General features: G+C 71.5%; 12 protein-coding genes. 9 read left to right on the top strand and 3 right to left on the bottom strand.

The window, feature by feature from the left end; genetic code table 11:
• Positions 1 to 19 precede the first annotated feature (19 nt).
• Both SALPAC2_RS0109305 and SALPAC2_RS0109300 read left to right on the top strand, forming a co-directional pair.
• Positions 20 to 1,279 (top strand): DNA polymerase IV, encoded by a 1,260-nt coding sequence (locus tag SALPAC2_RS0109305; RefSeq protein ID WP_018216388.1) that lies wholly within the window; start codon positions 20 to 22, stop codon positions 1,277 to 1,279.
• Positions 1,280 to 1,393: 114 nt separating this feature from the next.
• Positions 1,394 to 1,792, top strand: a complete 399-nt coding sequence (locus SALPAC2_RS0109300) for a DUF3040 domain-containing protein (protein ID WP_018216387.1) — start codon at positions 1,394 to 1,396, stop codon at positions 1,790 to 1,792.
• A gap of 49 nt (positions 1,793 to 1,841) precedes the next feature.
• On the opposite strand, the gene SALPAC2_RS0109295 is transcribed toward SALPAC2_RS0109300, so the two are convergent.
• The 3 genes from SALPAC2_RS0109295 to SALPAC2_RS0109285 are packed head-to-tail and all read right to left on the bottom strand — an operon-like array spanning position 1,842 to position 6,664.
• Positions 1,842 to 4,298, bottom strand: a complete 2,457-nt coding sequence (locus SALPAC2_RS0109295) for a transglutaminase family protein (protein ID WP_018216386.1) — start codon at positions 4,296 to 4,298, stop codon at positions 1,842 to 1,844.
• Between the two features lie 16 nt (positions 4,299 to 4,314).
• Complete coding sequence (locus tag SALPAC2_RS0109290) at positions 4,315 to 5,610, bottom strand: DUF58 domain-containing protein (protein ID WP_018216385.1); 1,296 nt, start codon at positions 5,608 to 5,610, stop codon at positions 4,315 to 4,317.
• Position 5,611: 1 nt separating this feature from the next.
• On the bottom strand, positions 5,612 to 6,664 hold the full coding sequence (locus SALPAC2_RS0109285) for an AAA family ATPase (RefSeq protein ID WP_018216384.1): 1,053 nt from the start codon (positions 6,662 to 6,664) through the stop codon (positions 5,612 to 5,614).
• A 326-nt stretch (positions 6,665 to 6,990) separates the two neighbouring features.
• Here SALPAC2_RS0109285 and mbhE point away from each other — a divergent pair, with 326 nt between their 5' ends.
• The 7 genes from mbhE to leuS all read left to right on the top strand — a co-directional run bounded on the left by mbhE (position 6,991) and on the right by leuS (position 15,677).
• A complete protein-coding gene (gene mbhE / locus SALPAC2_RS0109280) occupies positions 6,991 to 9,741 on the top strand; it encodes a hydrogen gas-evolving membrane-bound hydrogenase subunit E (RefSeq protein WP_018216383.1) in 2,751 nt (916 codons plus the stop codon).
• The gene (locus SALPAC2_RS0109275) at positions 9,738 to 10,061 is read left to right on the top strand and encodes a sodium:proton antiporter (RefSeq protein WP_018216382.1); all 324 of its coding nucleotides are present in this window, start codon (positions 9,738 to 9,740) and stop codon (positions 10,059 to 10,061) included. Before mbhE ends, SALPAC2_RS0109275 begins: the two co-directional genes overlap by 4 nt.
• The gene (locus SALPAC2_RS0109270; RefSeq protein WP_018216381.1) at positions 10,040 to 11,524 is read left to right on the top strand and encodes a monovalent cation/H+ antiporter subunit D family protein; all 1,485 of its coding nucleotides are present in this window, start codon (positions 10,040 to 10,042) and stop codon (positions 11,522 to 11,524) included. Before SALPAC2_RS0109275 ends, SALPAC2_RS0109270 begins: the two co-directional genes overlap by 22 nt.
• Positions 11,525 to 11,544: 20 nt before the next feature.
• Entirely contained in the window at positions 11,545 to 11,931 is a 387-nt protein-coding gene (locus SALPAC2_RS0109265) for a Na+/H+ antiporter subunit E (RefSeq protein ID WP_033661869.1), read from the top strand.
• A gap of 3 nt (positions 11,932 to 11,934) precedes the next feature.
• Positions 11,935 to 12,192 carry a monovalent cation/H+ antiporter complex subunit F gene (locus tag SALPAC2_RS0109260; protein WP_018216379.1) on the top strand — a complete coding sequence of 86 codons (258 nt, stop codon included), beginning with the start codon at positions 11,935 to 11,937 and terminating at the stop codon, positions 12,190 to 12,192.
• Complete coding sequence (gene mnhG / locus SALPAC2_RS0109255; RefSeq protein ID WP_018216378.1) at positions 12,189 to 12,545, top strand: monovalent cation/H(+) antiporter subunit G; 357 nt, start codon at positions 12,189 to 12,191, stop codon at positions 12,543 to 12,545. Before SALPAC2_RS0109260 ends, mnhG begins: the two co-directional genes overlap by 4 nt.
• Positions 12,546 to 12,812: 267 nt before the next feature.
• On the top strand, positions 12,813 to 15,677 hold the full coding sequence (gene leuS / locus SALPAC2_RS0109250) for a leucine--tRNA ligase (RefSeq protein ID WP_018216377.1): 2,865 nt from the start codon (positions 12,813 to 12,815) through the stop codon (positions 15,675 to 15,677).
• Positions 15,678 to 15,790: the final 113 nt, after the last annotated feature.

Here is a 15,790-nt window from a genome sequence, read left to right as displayed (position 1 = left end):
CGCACTAGCCTTTGCGGGTATGGGCCGCAGCCAGTCGTTGCCGCGCGGCGGCGACTCACGTTTCGGGCCGGACGCTGACGACTCCGGATGCCGTGTCCTGCACGTCGACATGGACGCGTTCTTCGCCGCTGTCGAGGTCTGCCGCCGGCCGGAGCTGCGCAGCCAGCCGGTCGTGGTCGGCGGGCTTGGGCCGCGGGGGGTGGTCAGCTCGGCGAGCTACCCGGCCCGACGGTACGGCGTCCGCAGCGCGATGCCGACCGCGCGGGCCCGGGCACTCTGCCCGCATGCGGTCTTCCTGCCGCCCGACTTCACCGCCTACACGACCGCCTCGCGTCGGGTCATGCAGATCTTCCGGGAGATCACCCCGCTGGTCGAGCCCCTCTCCCTGGACGAGGCGTTCCTCGACGTGGCCGGCGCCCAGCGGCTGTTCGGCCCGCCGTCGGCGATCGCCCGGCTGATTCGCGAGCGGGTGGCGACCGAGGTGGGAATCACCTGCTCGGTCGGGGTGGCGTCGAGCAAGTTCGTCGCGAAGCTTGGCTCGACGCGGGCCAAGCCGGACGGGCTGCTGGTGGTTCCGACCGCGCGGGTGCTTGAGTTTTTGCACCCGCTGCCGGTGGAGGCACTCTGGGGGGTCGGGGAGCGGTCGGCCGAGACGCTGCGTCGGCTCGGCCTGGTCACCGTCGGTGAGCTGGCGCAGGCGCCGGACGGGATGCTCCGTCGGGCGCTCGGTACCGCCGCGGCCCGGCACCTGCACGAGCTGGCGTGGGGGCGGGACCCGCGGCGGGTCACCCCGGAGCGGGGGGAGAAGTCGGTCGGTGCGGAGGTGACGTTCGACGTTGACGTGACCGATCGGCGGGAGATCCGTCGGGCGCTGCTCGGCCTCGCCGAGAAGGTCGGTGCCCGGCTGCGCCGCGGTGGCCAGGTGGGGCGGACGGTGACGTTGAAGGTGCGGCTGGCCGATTTTCGTACGGTCAGCCGCTCCCGCAGCCTCGACGTCCCGACCGATGTCGGCCGGGAGATGTTCGACACTGTCTGGGCGCTTTACACCCTTCTCGACCCCGAGGAACCGATCCGGCTGGTCGGCGTCCGGGCCGAGCAGATCGTGCCCGTCCGGGACGCACCCCGGCAACTCGCCCTTGGTGAGCCGGCGCGGGGGTGGCGGGAGGCCGAACGCGCCGTTGACGCCGCCGCTGCCCGTTTCGGACGTTCCGTCGTCGGCCCAGCCAGTCTGTTGAGCCCCCGTGACCAGCGGCTGAGGGAAAATCAGCGCCGGCCATAGGTCGTCCCGCTTTCCGACGCGCGAGGGCCCTCGTAGACTTGTGGGTAAGCAGCTGGTTGGCTGCCACGGTCTGTCGGCCGCCCGGGCCGACCAACGTGACCGGGGAGGAGTGCCGTGCCGCTCTCGGAGCACGAGCAGCGGCTGTTCGATCAGATCGAGCGGTCGCTTGCCGAGGACCCCAAGTTCGCCTCGGCCGTGCGCGCCAGCGACCCGCGTTTCCACGCGCGGCGTCGTCTGTTCATCGCTGCCGGCGTGGTCGTCGTCGGCCTGTCCCTGCTGGTTTACGGCGCGGTGATCAAGACCCCGCCGCTGGCGGTGGCGGGTTTCGTCGTCATGCTGGCCGCGTTGGGCTTCGGGGCGCAGTCGCACCGGCGGTCGCAGTCCCCCGACCTGCATGTCGTGGGTGGGACGACGACAAAGCGCCGCCGGTCCCGTGGGCGGTCGGGGCGTCGACCGTCAATCCTGGACCGGATGGAGGACCGGTGGCGGCAGCGCCCGGAGGGGCGCCGTTGAGCCCTTGACCGTCCCGCCCCAACCGGTGCTCCCGGTTGGGGCGGGTGTGTCAACGGGGGCGGCGGTCGGCCAGCAGCCGGCGCGGGCTCCAGCGTAGGGTCACGGCCCGGAACCGACCGTAGGAAGACGTCAGGCGGGTGAGGGCGGCAGCGGCGGCCACCCGCCAACGCAGCAACACCGACGCGGGCAGGGTCGCCGCCAGCAGGCGCGTGCGGCGGTCGGATCCTGCCACGAGCGCGGCCCGAACCCGACGCAGAGCTGGCAGCAGCGGCTCCCCGGGGTGCGGATCGCGGGCGTAGCGGGCGAGCTCCTCTGCCCGGCCCAGCAGCCGTACCGCCGATCTGGCGTCGCTGTCCGCACGGAAGGTGTCGCGGGCGAGCCGGCTGGCGGTGGCGCGCGGCGTCTCCGCCCCGTTGATCCGTTGCCGGAAGTCGACCAACGTGTCCAGCAACTCGTCCCAGGCCGCGTGCGCGTCGGCCCGTGCCCGGTCCGCGTCAGCCAGCACCACCATGTGGTGCTCGCCCGAGGGTGTCCCGCCCGCGGCGACCCCGGCCGGCGTGGCCGACGGCGTCCGTCTGCCACCGCGTCGTCGGCGTAGGGCGGACCGCTGTAACGCCGGTGCGGTGAGCAGCATGAGCAGGGCCACCGCCCCGACAGCCCACCAGAGCCAGGAGGATTCGGGCCGGGTGGGGGTGCTGGTGCCGTTCGGCAGCCCCGACAACTCCCCCTCCAGCCCTTCCTGCAGCTGGTTCTGACTCGTCCCGGAACCGGAGCCCGCCGGACCCGCTGACGCGCTCGGCCCCGGGGCGACCTCCTCCTTCACCTCCAGATCGGGGGCCCAGTCGGAGCGGACAGCCCCCGGTACGCCATATGCGGGAGTAGCGTCGAACGGAACCCAGCCAAACCCGTCGAAGTAGACCTCGGTCCAGGCGTGCAGGTTGCGGTTGGTCAACACGTACGTGTCCCCGTCGGAGTTGCTGCCGGTGGTGAACCCGAAGGCGACCCGTGCCGGAATGTCGGCGGCCCGGACCAACCACGCCATCGCGGCGGCGTACTGCTGACAGAACCCGACCTTGTTGGTGAGGAAATCAACGATCTCCTCACCGCTGGTGCCTCCCTCGGTACTGAGGGCGTAGCTGAACCCGTTCTCCGTGGCGAAGTGGTCATAGATGGCCCGCACCTTGTCGTACTCGGTGCCTTGGTCTTGGGTCAGCTCGTCCACCAACGCCTCCACCTCGGGCACCGCTGGCGTGACCGTCTGTCGGCGGAGGCTGTGCTCGGCCGGGAGTGGGCGGGCCTGCCGCAGGGCGGCCGGCGAGTAGGTCGACCGCACGTACTCGAACTCGTAGCGCTTGCCCGACGAACGCTCCCGATTGGAGAAGAGGACCTGCTGGCTCGGGTCGAAGGACCAGCCGCCGCTCAGCTTGAACTGGACCGGCTCGGGGTACACCGGCAGCAGCGGCATGTCGAAACCCTCCATCACCTCGACCGTCGCTTGGTAGCGGGCACGAGTGATTTCCGCCCGGTCCGGCACGGTCGGGCGGAAATCCCGGTTGATCGGGACACCACTGGGAGACCGGGCCTGGAAGCCACCACTTCGCAACTGGTCGGCCGTGCCGAACCGTAGGTAGGGCGGGGACGGCTCATTGGTGGTCACCTTCACCATGTCGGTGGTTTCGCCCTGGCTGAGCTGGCCTTGGAGGGCCGAGAAAAGGTCGACCTGGCCGGTTGTGCCCCGGCCCGATCCTCCCGTGCCGTCCCCGGCGCCGGAGCCGAGCGTGCTGAGTAGGCCACTGGTCATCCCCGGCACCGCCAACGGCAGCAGGACCGCGACCGCGACCCCCACCGCCGCCAGCCGGCGACCGGCGGCCGCAAGCGGGGATGCCTCCCACACGTCGACCCCCCGGCCGTCGCCGCTGAATCGCCGGCCGAACCGGCGAACCCGGTCGACGTTGTCGGCGGCCAACAGCCAGAGGTAACCGGCCGCGCCGACGGCGAACGGCACCGGAGGGACGCTGTTCACATAGACGGCCACCGGGACCGAGTAGATGGCCAGCATCGGAAGACCGGCGAGTGCGGGCCGGCGCAGCCCGACCGCCAACAGGTCAACCAGCACGGCGACACCGCCGATGCCGAGTACGGTGACGAACAGCAGCGGGTCGGTGTCAGGCACCTTTACCTGATAGCTGCGCATGTCTACCAGCGACGCCTCCGCCAGCGCCCCGAAGTGCCCGATGGTGGCCGGGGTCGGCACCACGCCCAGCAACTCGGTGCCGGCGGGAAACAGCCAGGTCAGGGTTAGCAACAGGCCACCGAGCATGGCCAGCACCTGCCCCCACAGCGGGGCCCGACCCAGCCGGGCCAGGGCGGCCACCACGGCCACCGCGGCGACGGCGATGGTCGACTGGACCAGCCAGGTCCAGCGGTCGAAGATGGCCGACAACGGCGCCGCGGCGAGCAGCGTCGCGGCCGCGGCGACCAAGCCCAGGTTCCGGTGGGATTTCATGTGCGCGGCCTCCGGTTCATCGTCTGCCCGCCACGGTCTCGGCCGACGTGGCCCGGACAGCGAAGCCCTGTGCGCCCCGGCCGGCCTGCGGCCACAGAGCCGGTAACCGGGAGCCATGGTCCACGCCGATCACCCGCCAGCCGCTTCGGACCAGCGCAAGCGCGGCGGTGGCGTGCGCGTCGTCGGCCTCGGCCCGGGCACTGGCCGGCAGGGTCAGCCAGGTGGAGCTGTTCTGCAGAAACGCCACGCAGGTGGCGCCGTTGCCGCGTAGCGCGGCCAGTAGCTCGGCCTCAACGGTGCTGAGCGTCCCGAACAGGCCGATGATCAGACCACCGCCGACGTGTTGTCGAACCTCCCGGACCAGGGTGGCGATCTCGGTTCGCTGGTCGAGGCGGGCGTCGGCGAGGTTGTCCAGGAGGAGCCCGTGCCCGCTCGCCTCCGTCGCGTCGATGTCCGTACCGGAGCCGGTGAGCAGTCGTAGCCGGTAGCCGCTCTGCCGCAGGTGCACGGCGATGCTCGCGGCGGCGGAGACCGCCCACTCGAAGCTGGCCGTCGGCCCGTCACCACAGTGCCCGTACGCCCGGGTGTCCAGCAGCACGGTGGCGCGGCTTTCCCAGGGTTGCTCCTCGCGGCGGACCATCAGCTCACCGGTGCGCGCGGTGGACTTCCAGTGCACCCGCCGTAGGTCGTCGCCCAACCGGTACTCCCGGGTCGCCGCATCGTCCTCGCCGTGCACCGCGACCGACCGGGCCCGGCTGTCGCCGCTACCCGCGTACTCGCTGGGAAGTCGGACTGTGGGCAGGGGCGTGGCCTGCGGGACCACCGTCAGCTGGTCAGTGCTGGGGAAGGCACGGGTCACCTCGCACAGCCCGAACGGGTCGGTCATCCGGACCACCAGTGGGCCGATCTTGTATCGGCCACGGACGTCGGCCCGCACCGTGTACGCCACCGAGCTGGCCTGCTGTGCGTCGAGCCGGTCCAACACGACCCGAGGCCGGCTGCCCAGCGCGTACGGAAGTCGGTCCTCCAGCAGGAGCGTACCGGTGGGCAGGCGGGACAGGTTCTGGAGGCGCAGCACCACCCGGGAGCTGGTGCTGACCGGTACCCGCCCTGGTTCCAGCGACCGGTTGCAGGCCAACTTGTACCGGCTACGGCCGACGTAGAGTGCGGCCAGCAGCGGCAGGAATGCGAGCAGCGCCGCTACCCGGAGCAGGTCCCGTTCACCGAGGATGGCGGCCGAGATCCCCGCCGCGACCGCCGCGGCGAGGAACGACCGGCCCCGCGTGGTCAGCCCGCGCAGCCCGTCGCGCACTTCACGCCCTCCGCGGCTCGTACGGGACGCGGCCGCCGTCGGTGGCGGGCCGGGTGTCGTACGACGAACGCCGGCGTTCCTGCGGCACCGGCAGCCGGTGCACCAGATCGGAGACGATCGTGTCGGTGGTGCGTCGGGCCAGCTGGGCGTCGGCGGTCGGAATGATTCGGTGCGCCAGCACCGGTACGGCCAGCACCTGCAGATCGTCGGGGAGGACGTAGTCGCGCCCCTCGAGCGCGGCGACCGCGCGGGCGGTGCGCAGCAACTGGAGGGTCGCTCGGGGCGACGCGCCGAGGCGGAGGTCGGCAGCCTCGCGGGTGGCGGTGACCAACTCCACCGCGTAGCGCTTGACGGCGTCGGCGACGTGCACCTGCCGGACGTGGGTGATGAGTCGGCGCACGGTGCTGGCGTCGGAGACCGGCCGCAGCGACTCCAGCGGGTCGGTGGCGCCGTGCCCGTCGAGCATCGCCAACTCGGCCCCGGCGTCCGGGTACCCCATCGCGATCCGGGCGGTGAAGCGGTCGCGCTGGGCTTCCGGCAGCGGGTAGGTGCCCTCCATCTCGATCGGGTTCTGGGTAGCGACCACCATGAACGGTGTCTGCAGCGGGTAGGTCACGCCGTCCACGGTGACCTGCCGCTCCTCCATGCACTCCAGCAGCGCGGACTGGGTCTTCGGTGAGGCCCGGTTGATCTCGTCGCCGACCACCAGGTTGGCGAAGACAGCGCCGGGACGGAACTCGAAGTCGTGCGTCTCCTGGTTGTAGACGCTGACCCCGGTGACGTCGCTGGGTAGCAGGTCGGGGGTGAACTGGATACGGCGTACCGAGCAGTCGATCGAACGCGCCAGTGCCTTGGCCAGCTTGGTCTTGCCAACCCCGGGGACGTCCTCGATGAGCAGATGGCCCTCGGCGAGCAGAACCGCGAGGGCGAGTTGCACGGTGGCGGTTTTACCCTCAATGACCTGTTCGATGTTCGCCACGATCGCGTCACCGACGGCGCAGAACTCATCGTGTGGCAGCAGACCGCCCACCTCGTCCCAGGTCTGTTGGGTCACGGACGTCCTCCTCGTCGCCTCGACGGCAGCTCGTCCGGAGCGGCTGGCCCCGCCGTTGGGCTTGCGCGGTCGCGCGCATGCCTCGTCTGCCGCAGAAATCTCACTGGCCTCTCAGGCTAGCGAGGTTTGACACCACAGCCGACCACCACCGGTGTTCCATCGCATTCGTCCGGATTATTCGTCCGTCGGGGGGAGGTGTCGACGGGGCAACGGACGGGTAGTAGTCCGCAGCCCCGACCCGGTCGGTGGAGTAGGGAGAAGGCGATGGCAGCCGTGGCGGTGCCGGGGGTTCGTGGGCGACACCGGTCCGGCTGCTGCGGGCCGACATGATTCTCGCGGTCGTCCTCGGCGGGCAGTTCCTCCTCGCTGCCGTAGCGCCGGTGCTGACCTGGTGGTTGGGGCGCAACGCCGGCTACCTGCTCGCCGTCGGCTACCTGGCCGGGGCGGGCCTGCTCTTCTCCCAGCGTCCGCTCCTGCTCGCCGACCAGGCCGTCACCCTCTCCTGGCCGTGGCTACCGTCGCTCGGGGTCTACGCGGAGCTGCGGATGGACGCACTCAGTCTCATCTTCGCCCTGCTGGTGTTGGGAGTGGGCGCGTTCGTCATGGCGTACTGTCCGCGCTACCTGGGCCCGGACAGCCGGCATACCCGGGTGTACGTGACGATGACCCTGTTCGCCGCGGCGATGCTGGGTCTGGTGCTCGCCGACGATCTGCTGCTGCTGTTCGCCTTCTGGGAGCTGGCCAGCATCCTGTCGTTCGTTCTCATCGGGCAGGACGGTCGCCCGCAGGCCCGAGGGCCGGCGATCCAGGCCCTCGTCGTCACCACCACCGGTGGGGTGGCGCTGCTGGTGGCGGTGGTCGTGCTGACTGCGAGCCTCGGCACCAGCGACCTCCATCTGATCCTGGCTGATCCGGGCCGGCTGGCGACCGGACCCGCCTGGGCCGCGGGCGCGCTGGTGATCTTCGCGGCGATCACGAAGTCGGCGCAGGTGCCGTTCCACTTCTGGCTGCCCGGTGCCATGGTCGCCCTCACCCCGGTCAGCGCCTATCTGCACGCCGCCACGCTGGTGAAGGCGGGCATCTACCTGTTGATGCGCTTCTCGGCGCTGTTTGGCGGACAGTGGCCGTGGGACCTGACGTTGATCGGCCTCGGGCTGCTCACCGCGATCGTCGGCGCGGTGTTGGCGCTCCGCCAACACGATCTCAAGGCCCTGCTCGCGTACTCCACGGTGAGCCAGCTCGGCCTGCTGGTCAGCGTGATCGGCGTCGGCACGCCCGCCTCGGACGCGGCGGCGATCCTGTACACGATCGCGCACGCCCTGTTCAAGGCGACGCTGTTCATGCTGGTGGGAATCATCGACCGGCAGGCGGGCAGCCGGGACATCCGGGCCCTGTCCGGGTTGCGGCGGGCGATGCCGATCACCGTGACGCTTACCGTGTTGGCGGCCATGTCGCTGGCCGGTCTGCCGCCGACGATCGGCTTCGTCGGCAAAGAGGCGATCTTCGAGGCGCTCATTACGGTGGACGAGGTGCCCTGGCTCGGGTGGATCGCCGCCGGCCTGGCGGTGCTCGCCGCGACGCTCACCTTCGCGTACGCCGCGCGGCTGGTCCATGGTGTCCTCTCCGGCCCGACCCGGCAGCGTGAGCTGCACGAACCGGCCTGGTCGTTCCTGGCACCGGCGGCTGTCGCGGCGGTCCTCGCCACCGCTCTCGGCCCGGCCGTCGCGCTCCTCAGCCCGATGGTGGAGCGGGCCGCCAGCGATGCCCGGCCCCAGGGACCGGCGCCCTACCTGGCCTTCTGGCATGGCTTTACCCCGGCGCTCGGGCTCTCCGCGCTCACCGTCCTGCTCGGGACGCTGCTGTTCTGGTACCGGCGCCGGGCCGATCCGGTGCTCGCGGCGATACCAACCACCCCACCGTTCACCGGCTACCTCGAGCGGTGGCGGCGTGCGTTGGTGCGCTTCGGGGCGGTCGTGGCCCGGCCCGCCCAGGTCACGGCTCCCGCCCCCTACCTGGCCCGGCCACTGCTCGCCGTGGTGGCGCTGGCGGCGGTCGCCGCGCTGCTCCTCGGCCCGCTACCCACCCGGCACCCGGACGCCACCCGGCCGGGGGACTGGCTGGTGCTCGGGCTGCTCCTGGTCACCCTCGCCGGCCTGGTCACCACCCGTTCGGCGCTCGCGGCGGTCGCGCTGACCGGTGCGGTCGGCCTGATCCTGGCCGCCTGGTTCCTCACCGTGGGCGCCCCGGACGTGGCGCTCACCCTGATGCTGGTCGAGGTGCTCACCACGGTGGTGGTCATGCTCGCCCTGCGGGGCCGGCCCGGCCGGTTGGTCGCGCCGGGCCGTCGGGTGGGGATAGTCGCCGGCATCGGGCTGGCGGTGCTCGCCGGGGTGGCGGCGGCGGTGGCGACCGCGGCGTTGACCGGCCGCCGCGACCTGTCGCCCGTCGGCGACTGGTACCTGCGGGAGGCGTCCTCGGCGACCGGGGGGCAGAACCTGGTCAACACCATCCTCGTCGACATTCGGGCCCTGGACACCCTCGGTGAGGCGGTCGTACTCGCGGTGGTCGCGGTGGGGCTGATCGGCCTCGCCCGGCCGGCCGAGGCCGTACGGAATCCTCCCGACGCGGTACGGCATGCCGTCGATCCGGTGCTCGAGCTGGCGTACCGCGTGCTGGCTCCGGTCATGCTCGTCGCGTCCGCGGTGTTGTTCCTCCGCGGCCACCAGGAGCTCGGGGGCGGGTTCATCGCCGCTCTGCTCGCCGGTACCGCGGTCGGACTCGGTCACCTGGCGCACCCGGCGGGAGCGCCGCTGCTGGGCCGGCTCCGGGGAGCGCCGCTGCTCACCGTCGGTCTGCTACTGGCGCTCGTCGCGGGCTTGGTGCCGCTGGCCGGGGGCATTGCCTTCCTGGCCCCGGTCAAGTTCCCCCTGCCCGGCGTCGGTTCGGTGTCGTCGGCTCTCCTGTTCGACCTGGGTGTGTACCTGATGGTGCTGGCCCTGGTCGTGGCGGCGGTCCGCCGACTGGACAGCGCGCCCGCCGGTCCTGCGCCCGGGCCGGTTCGGGAGCGGGTCCGATGAGCGGGCCGCTGATCGTCGGGGTGCTGGTGGCGGCCGGCGTCTTCCTCCTGCTCCGCCCCGGGCAGCTGCGGCTGGTGCTCGGCTTCGTGCTGCTCGGGCACGCGGTGAACGTGCTCCTGCTGGCCGCCGGCGGCCTGCACCGGCGGGAGCCGCCGGTTGACGGCGGGGGCGCGGAGAGTGCCGACCCGCTGCCCCAGGCCTTCATCCTGACCGCGATTGTGATCACCTTCGGCATCACCGTCTACCTGCTGCGGCTGCTGCGCCGTGCCGCCCGGCGGGGGAGTCGCCCACCGGAGACGTGGGACGGGGGGCCGCGGTGAGCATCCTGTTGATTGTTCCGGTGGCGGGTCCGCTCCTCGCCGCCGCCGTGCTGCTCGCTCTTCCCGACCGGCTGCTGCTGCGCCGGGTGGTGGCGCTGCTCGCCACGGCGGCCGTCATCGCGGTGGGTGTCGTCCTGCTGGTGGCGACCTCCGACGGCGAGGTTCCGGTGCTCAGGGTCGGCGACTGGCCGCCGGTTGTCGCGATCACCCTGGCGGCCGATCCCCTGAGCGCGTTGCTGGTCACGGTCTCGGCGATGGTGGTGCTGGCCTGCCTGGTGGCCGCCGCGGGGACCGGGGATGACCGCAAGCGGGCCTTCCTGCCACTGTCGATGGTGCTGTCGGCAGGGGCGTATGGCGCCTACCTCACCACCGATCTGTTCAACCTGTTCGTGCTGGTCGAGGTCATGCTCGTTCCGTCCTACGTGCTGCTGGCGCTCTCCGGTGGCCCGGGCCGGGCCGGTGCGGGCCGGGTGTACATCGCTACCAGCCTGCTCGGCTCCACGATCCTGCTGGCCGGCGTCGGACTGCTCTACGGGGTCACCGGTACGGTCGGGCTCGCGGACCTCGCCGGTAGGGCCCGGGAGGTCCCCGCCGCCGCGGCCGCCGGCGGTGTCGTGCTGCTGGCATTCGCGCTCAAGGGCGCGCTCGTGCCGCTGCACGACTGGCTGCCCCGCGCCTACCCGGTCGCGTCACCGGTGGTCGTCGCGCTCTTCTCCGGTCTGCTCACCAAGGTGGGGCTGTACGCGATCATCCGGATCTACGCGGTGTTGTACGGCGGCGACCCGGCCTACCACCCGTTGCTGGTGGCGGTGGCGCTGGCGTCCATGGTGATCGGGGTGCTCGGCGCGATCGGCGTCGGTTCGATGCGGAAGGTGCTGGCCTTTCACATGGTGAGTCAGATCGGGTACGTGCTGCTCGGGCTGGCCCTGTTCACCGCCGCGAGTCTCGCCGCCGCCATCTTCTACCTGGCCCAGTACGTGCTGGTGAAGGCGGCATTGTTCCTGTGCGCGGCGGTGGTGGCGGCCACCCGCGGTACCGACCGATTGAGTCGGCTGGGTGGGTTGGCCTCGTCCAGCCCGCTGCTCGCGTTGGCCTTCGGCGTCGCCGCCCTCTCCCTGGCCGGTCTGCCCCCGTTCGGCGGGTTTCTCGCCAAGTTTCTGGTGCTGCGCGCCGCCAATGAGGTTGGGGACTGGCTCGTGCTGACGGTGGCGGTGTTGGTCAGCCTGGTGACGCTGCTGTCGATGCTGAAGATCTGGGGCGTCGCGTTCTGGGGTGAGGTGCCGCGAGCGGCCCGGGAGCGAACCGCCCGCACCGGTCTGGCGCTGCTGGGACCGCCGTTGGCGCTCGGCGGGTGCGCGCTGCTGCTCGGGCCGTTGGGCGGGCCGCTGCTGCAGGTGGCCGACGACGCCGCGGCGGGGCTGCTGGAGCCGGCCGGGTATGTGCGGGCGGTGAGCGGCCGGTGAGCGGTGGGGTGGGCCGGGCAGTGGGTGACGTGGTGCGGCGGGCCGTGGTCCGGGTGGCGCGGATCGTGGGGTTCCTGGCCTGGTTCACGGGCCGGCTGGTACAGGCGAACCTGGTGGTGGCCCGCGAGATCGTCACTCCGGGCCTGGGGTTGCGGCCCGCGGTGGTCCGGGTTCCGCTGCGCGCCCGGACCGACTCCGAGGTGGCCCTGCTCACGCTCTTCGTCACCCTGACCCCGGGCACCCTCGCGCTGGCGGTGCGGCGGGACCCGCGGGTGATGTGGGTGCACGGCATGTACGCCGACGACGCGACGGTGTTTCGCCGCGCCGTGGCGGAGTTGGAAGGGCGGCTGTTGGCTGCCGTCCGACCGGTCGGCGGCGGCCGGACCGGTGGTGAGGGAGGTGGGTGACGGATGCTCCTGCTCGACGTGGTGCTGGTGGTGCTCGCCCTGTCGATGACCGTGGTGCTCGGCCGGTTGATCGTCGGCCCCACGGACGCCGACCGTGCGGCCGCGCTCGACCACGGCTTCTTCGTGTTCCTGGCGGCGGTGGCGGTATTGGCGGTGCGGTTGGACGCGCCCGGACTGCTGGACCTGGTCCTCACCGGAACCCTGGTCAGCTTCTTGGCCACGGTCGCGTTGGCCCGTCTGGTGCATCGGCGGCGGCCATGATTCGAATGCTGGTCGCCTCCGCGCTGCTGGTCATCGGCGCCGGCCTGATCGTGATCAGCTCCATCGGGCTGATCCGACTGCCCGATGTTTACAACCGGATGAACGCCGTCGCGAAGTCCGGCAGCCTGGGCCTGATCTGCGTCCTGCTGGCGGTGTTGGTGTTGCTGCCCGACCCCCGGACGGTGCTGGTGGGTCTGGTCGCCATCGGACTGCAGCTCGTCTCGGCGCCGGTCGGCGGGTACGCCCTGGCCCGCGCCGCCTACCGGGCGGGTAGCCCGCTGGCTGACAGCACGCGCTACGACGAACTCGGCGGACGGGTCCAGCGGCACGCCGACGACCGGGGTCCGGGATGACCGGTCTGGCCGACGGGCCCGGGGGGATGACCAGCTCGGGTGGCCGCGGGCGCGCTCCCGGGTGTCGGCGGGGTACACTCCGGGGCATGGCCGGAGTCTTCGTGCTTCTTACCGGGCCGTGCTGATGCGCTGAACGCGCGACAGCACGGCGGCCCCTCCTGTGTGAGGGGCTTTTTTGTGCCCGTCGCCGGCCCGGTCCCGCCGGCGGGTGGCGAGCACCAACCGACACGCACGAGACCATCCGCGCCGACTGAAGCGAGGAGAGCCATGACTGAGGCAGCCGCACCGGCCAGCGAGATCCCCCCCTTCCGCTACACGGCGGCCCTGGCCGACGAGATCGAGCGCCGTTGGCAGGACACCTGGGAACGCGAGGGCACCTTCCACGCTCCCAACCCGACCGGCCCGCTGGCCGACCCCGAGCATCCGCGGGCGGGAGCGGAGAAGCTGTACGTACTGGACATGTTCCCGTACCCGTCGGGTGCCGGGCTGCACGTCGGCCACCCGCTGGGCTACATCGGCACCGACTGCTTCGCCCGCTACCAGCGGATGGCCGGGCGCAACGTGCTGCACGCGATGGGCTTCGACGCCTTCGGGCTCCCCGCCGAGCAGTACGCGGTGCAGACCGGCACCCACCCGCGTACCACCACCGAGGCGAACATCGCCCGGTACAAGGCGCAGCTGCGCCGGCTGGGGCTGGCGCACGACGAGCGCCGCTCGGTGGCCACCATCGAGGCCGACTTCTACCGCTGGACCCAGTGGGTCTTCCTGCAGATCTACAACGCCTGGTATGACAGCGAGGCGAAGCGGGCCCGCCCGATCACCGAGCTGATCGCCGAGTTCTCCGGCGGTTCCCGGCGTACCCCCGACGGGCGACCGTGGGGTGAGCTGACCGCCGCCGAGCGGCGGGCCGTCGTCGACCAACACCGGCTGGCGTACGTCTCGCAGGCACCGGTCAACTGGTGCCCGGGGCTGGGTACCGTGCTGGCCAACGAGGAGGTCACCGCCGACGGCCGCTCCGAGCGGGGGAACTTCCCGGTCTTCAAGCGGAACCTGAAGCAGTGGATGATGCGGATCACCGCGTACGGTGACCGGCTCCTGGACGACCTGGAGCAGCTGGACTGGCCCGAGCCGATCAAGCTGATGCAGCGGAACTGGATCGGCCGCTCCATCGGCGCGCACATCGAGTTCCCCACCTCGGCCTCGGATTCTCACCCGGGCGGCGAGCAGCGGATCAGCGTCTTCACCACCCGGCCAGACACGATCTTCGGCGCCACCTACCTGGTGCTGGCGCCCGAGCACGACCTGGTGGACGAACTGGTACCGACGGCCTGGCCGGCGGGGGTTCCGCAGGCCTGGACCGGCGGGCAGGCCAGCCCACGGGCGGCGGTGGCGGGCTATCGCAAGGTGGCCGCGGCAAAGACGGACCTAGAGCGGCAGGCCGAGACGAAGGAGAAGACCGGCGTCTTCACCGGGGCGTACGCCACCAACCCGGTCACCGGGGCCCAGATTCCGATCTTCATTGCCGACTACGTGCTGGCCGGCTACGGCACCGGCGCGATCATGGCGGTGCCCGGTCAGGACGAGCGGGACTGGGCCTTCGCCGAGGTGTTCGACCTGCCCATCGTCCGTACCGTCCAGCCGGCCGAGGGTTTTGCCGGCAAGGCGTACACCGGTGAGGGCCCGGCCATCAACAGCGCCGTGCCCGAACGCGGCCTGGACTTGAACGGCCTGGGCGTCGTCGAGGCCAAGGCCCGGACCATCGCCTGGCTGGAGGCGGAGGGCCACGGCTCGGGTGCGGTGACCTACCGGCTGCGGGACTGGCTGTTCAGCCGGCAGCGCTACTGGGGTGAGCCGTTCCCGATCGTGTACGACGAGACCGGCGCCGCCATCGCCCTGCCGGAGGAGCTGCTGCCGGTCGAGCTGCCCGAGGTGGACGACTTCTCGCCCCGCACCTTCGATCCGGCGGACGCGGATTCGAACCCGGAGACGCCGCTGTCGCGACGTCGGGACTGGGTCGAGGTGGAGCTGGACCTGGGCGATGGTCCGAAGCGCTACACCCGGGAGACCAACGTGATGCCGCAGTGGGCCGGCTCCTGCTGGTACGAGCTGCGCTACCTGGATCCGACCAACGCCGACCGCTTCGTCGACCCGGAGACCGAGCGGTACTGGATGGGTCCGCGCGGCGAGGGCGACTGCGGGGGCACCGACCTGTACGTCGGCGGCGCCGAGCATGCCGTACTGCACCTGCTCTACGCCCGGTTCTGGCACAAGGTGCTGTACGACCTGGGGCACGTGTCGAGCTTCGAGCCGTTCCGCAAGCTGTTCAACCAGGGCTACATCCAGGCGTACGCGTACACCGACGCGCGCGGGGCGTACGTGCCGGCGGAGGAGGTGGTCGAGCGCTCCGGTGCGTACTACCTGGGCGACGACCAGGTCAACCGCGAGTACGGCAAGATGGGCAAGTCCCTACGGAATGTGGTGACACCGGACGAGATGTGTGCCGCTTACGGGGCGGACACGTTCCGGGTGTACGAGATGTCGATGGGCCCGCTGGAGGTCTCGCGCCCCTGGGAGACGCGGGCTGTGGTGGGGTCGTTCCGGTTCCTGCAGCGAGCCTGGCGGGCGATCGTGGATGAGCGCAGCGGCGCGTCCCGGGTGGTGGACACCCCGGCCGACGAGGCGACCCGTCGACTGCTGCACCGAATCGTGGACGGGGTCCGGGGCGACATGGACGCGATGCGGTTCAACACCACGATCGCGAAGCTGATCGAGCTGACCAACGCGGTGACCCGGCTACCGGCGACGCCGCGCGAGGTGGCCGAACCGCTGGTGCTGATGCTGGCGCCGTTTGCTCCGCACATCGCCGAGGAGCTGTGGCGCCGGCTGGGTCACGAGACCTCGTTGACCTACGTTGACTTCCCGGTGGCCGATCCGGCCCTGCTGGTGGCCGAGTCGGTTACGTACCCGGTGCAGGTCAACGGCAAGGTGCGGGGTCGGATCGAGGTGCCGGCCGACGCGGCGGAGGAGACCGTCCGGGCGGCGGCGCTGGAGGCGGTCACCGCCTCGCTGGCCGGCAAGGAACCCCGCAAGGTCATCGTGGTCCGGGGTCGAATGGTCTCCGTCGTGGTCTGAGGTCCACTCCTCAGCCCACACCGCCGATCACGGAGTTGTGGTGCCGGGTAGGTGCCGGCCCGGGAGAGCGCCGCCCCACCACAACTCCGTGCTCGATGTGCATTGGGCAGTCC

It is taken from the genome of Salinispora vitiensis (assembly GCF_000378825.1).
GTDB lineage: Bacteria > Actinomycetota > Actinomycetes > Mycobacteriales > Micromonosporaceae > Micromonospora > Micromonospora vitiensis.
This window is presented reverse-complemented; position numbering and strand designations above follow the sequence as displayed.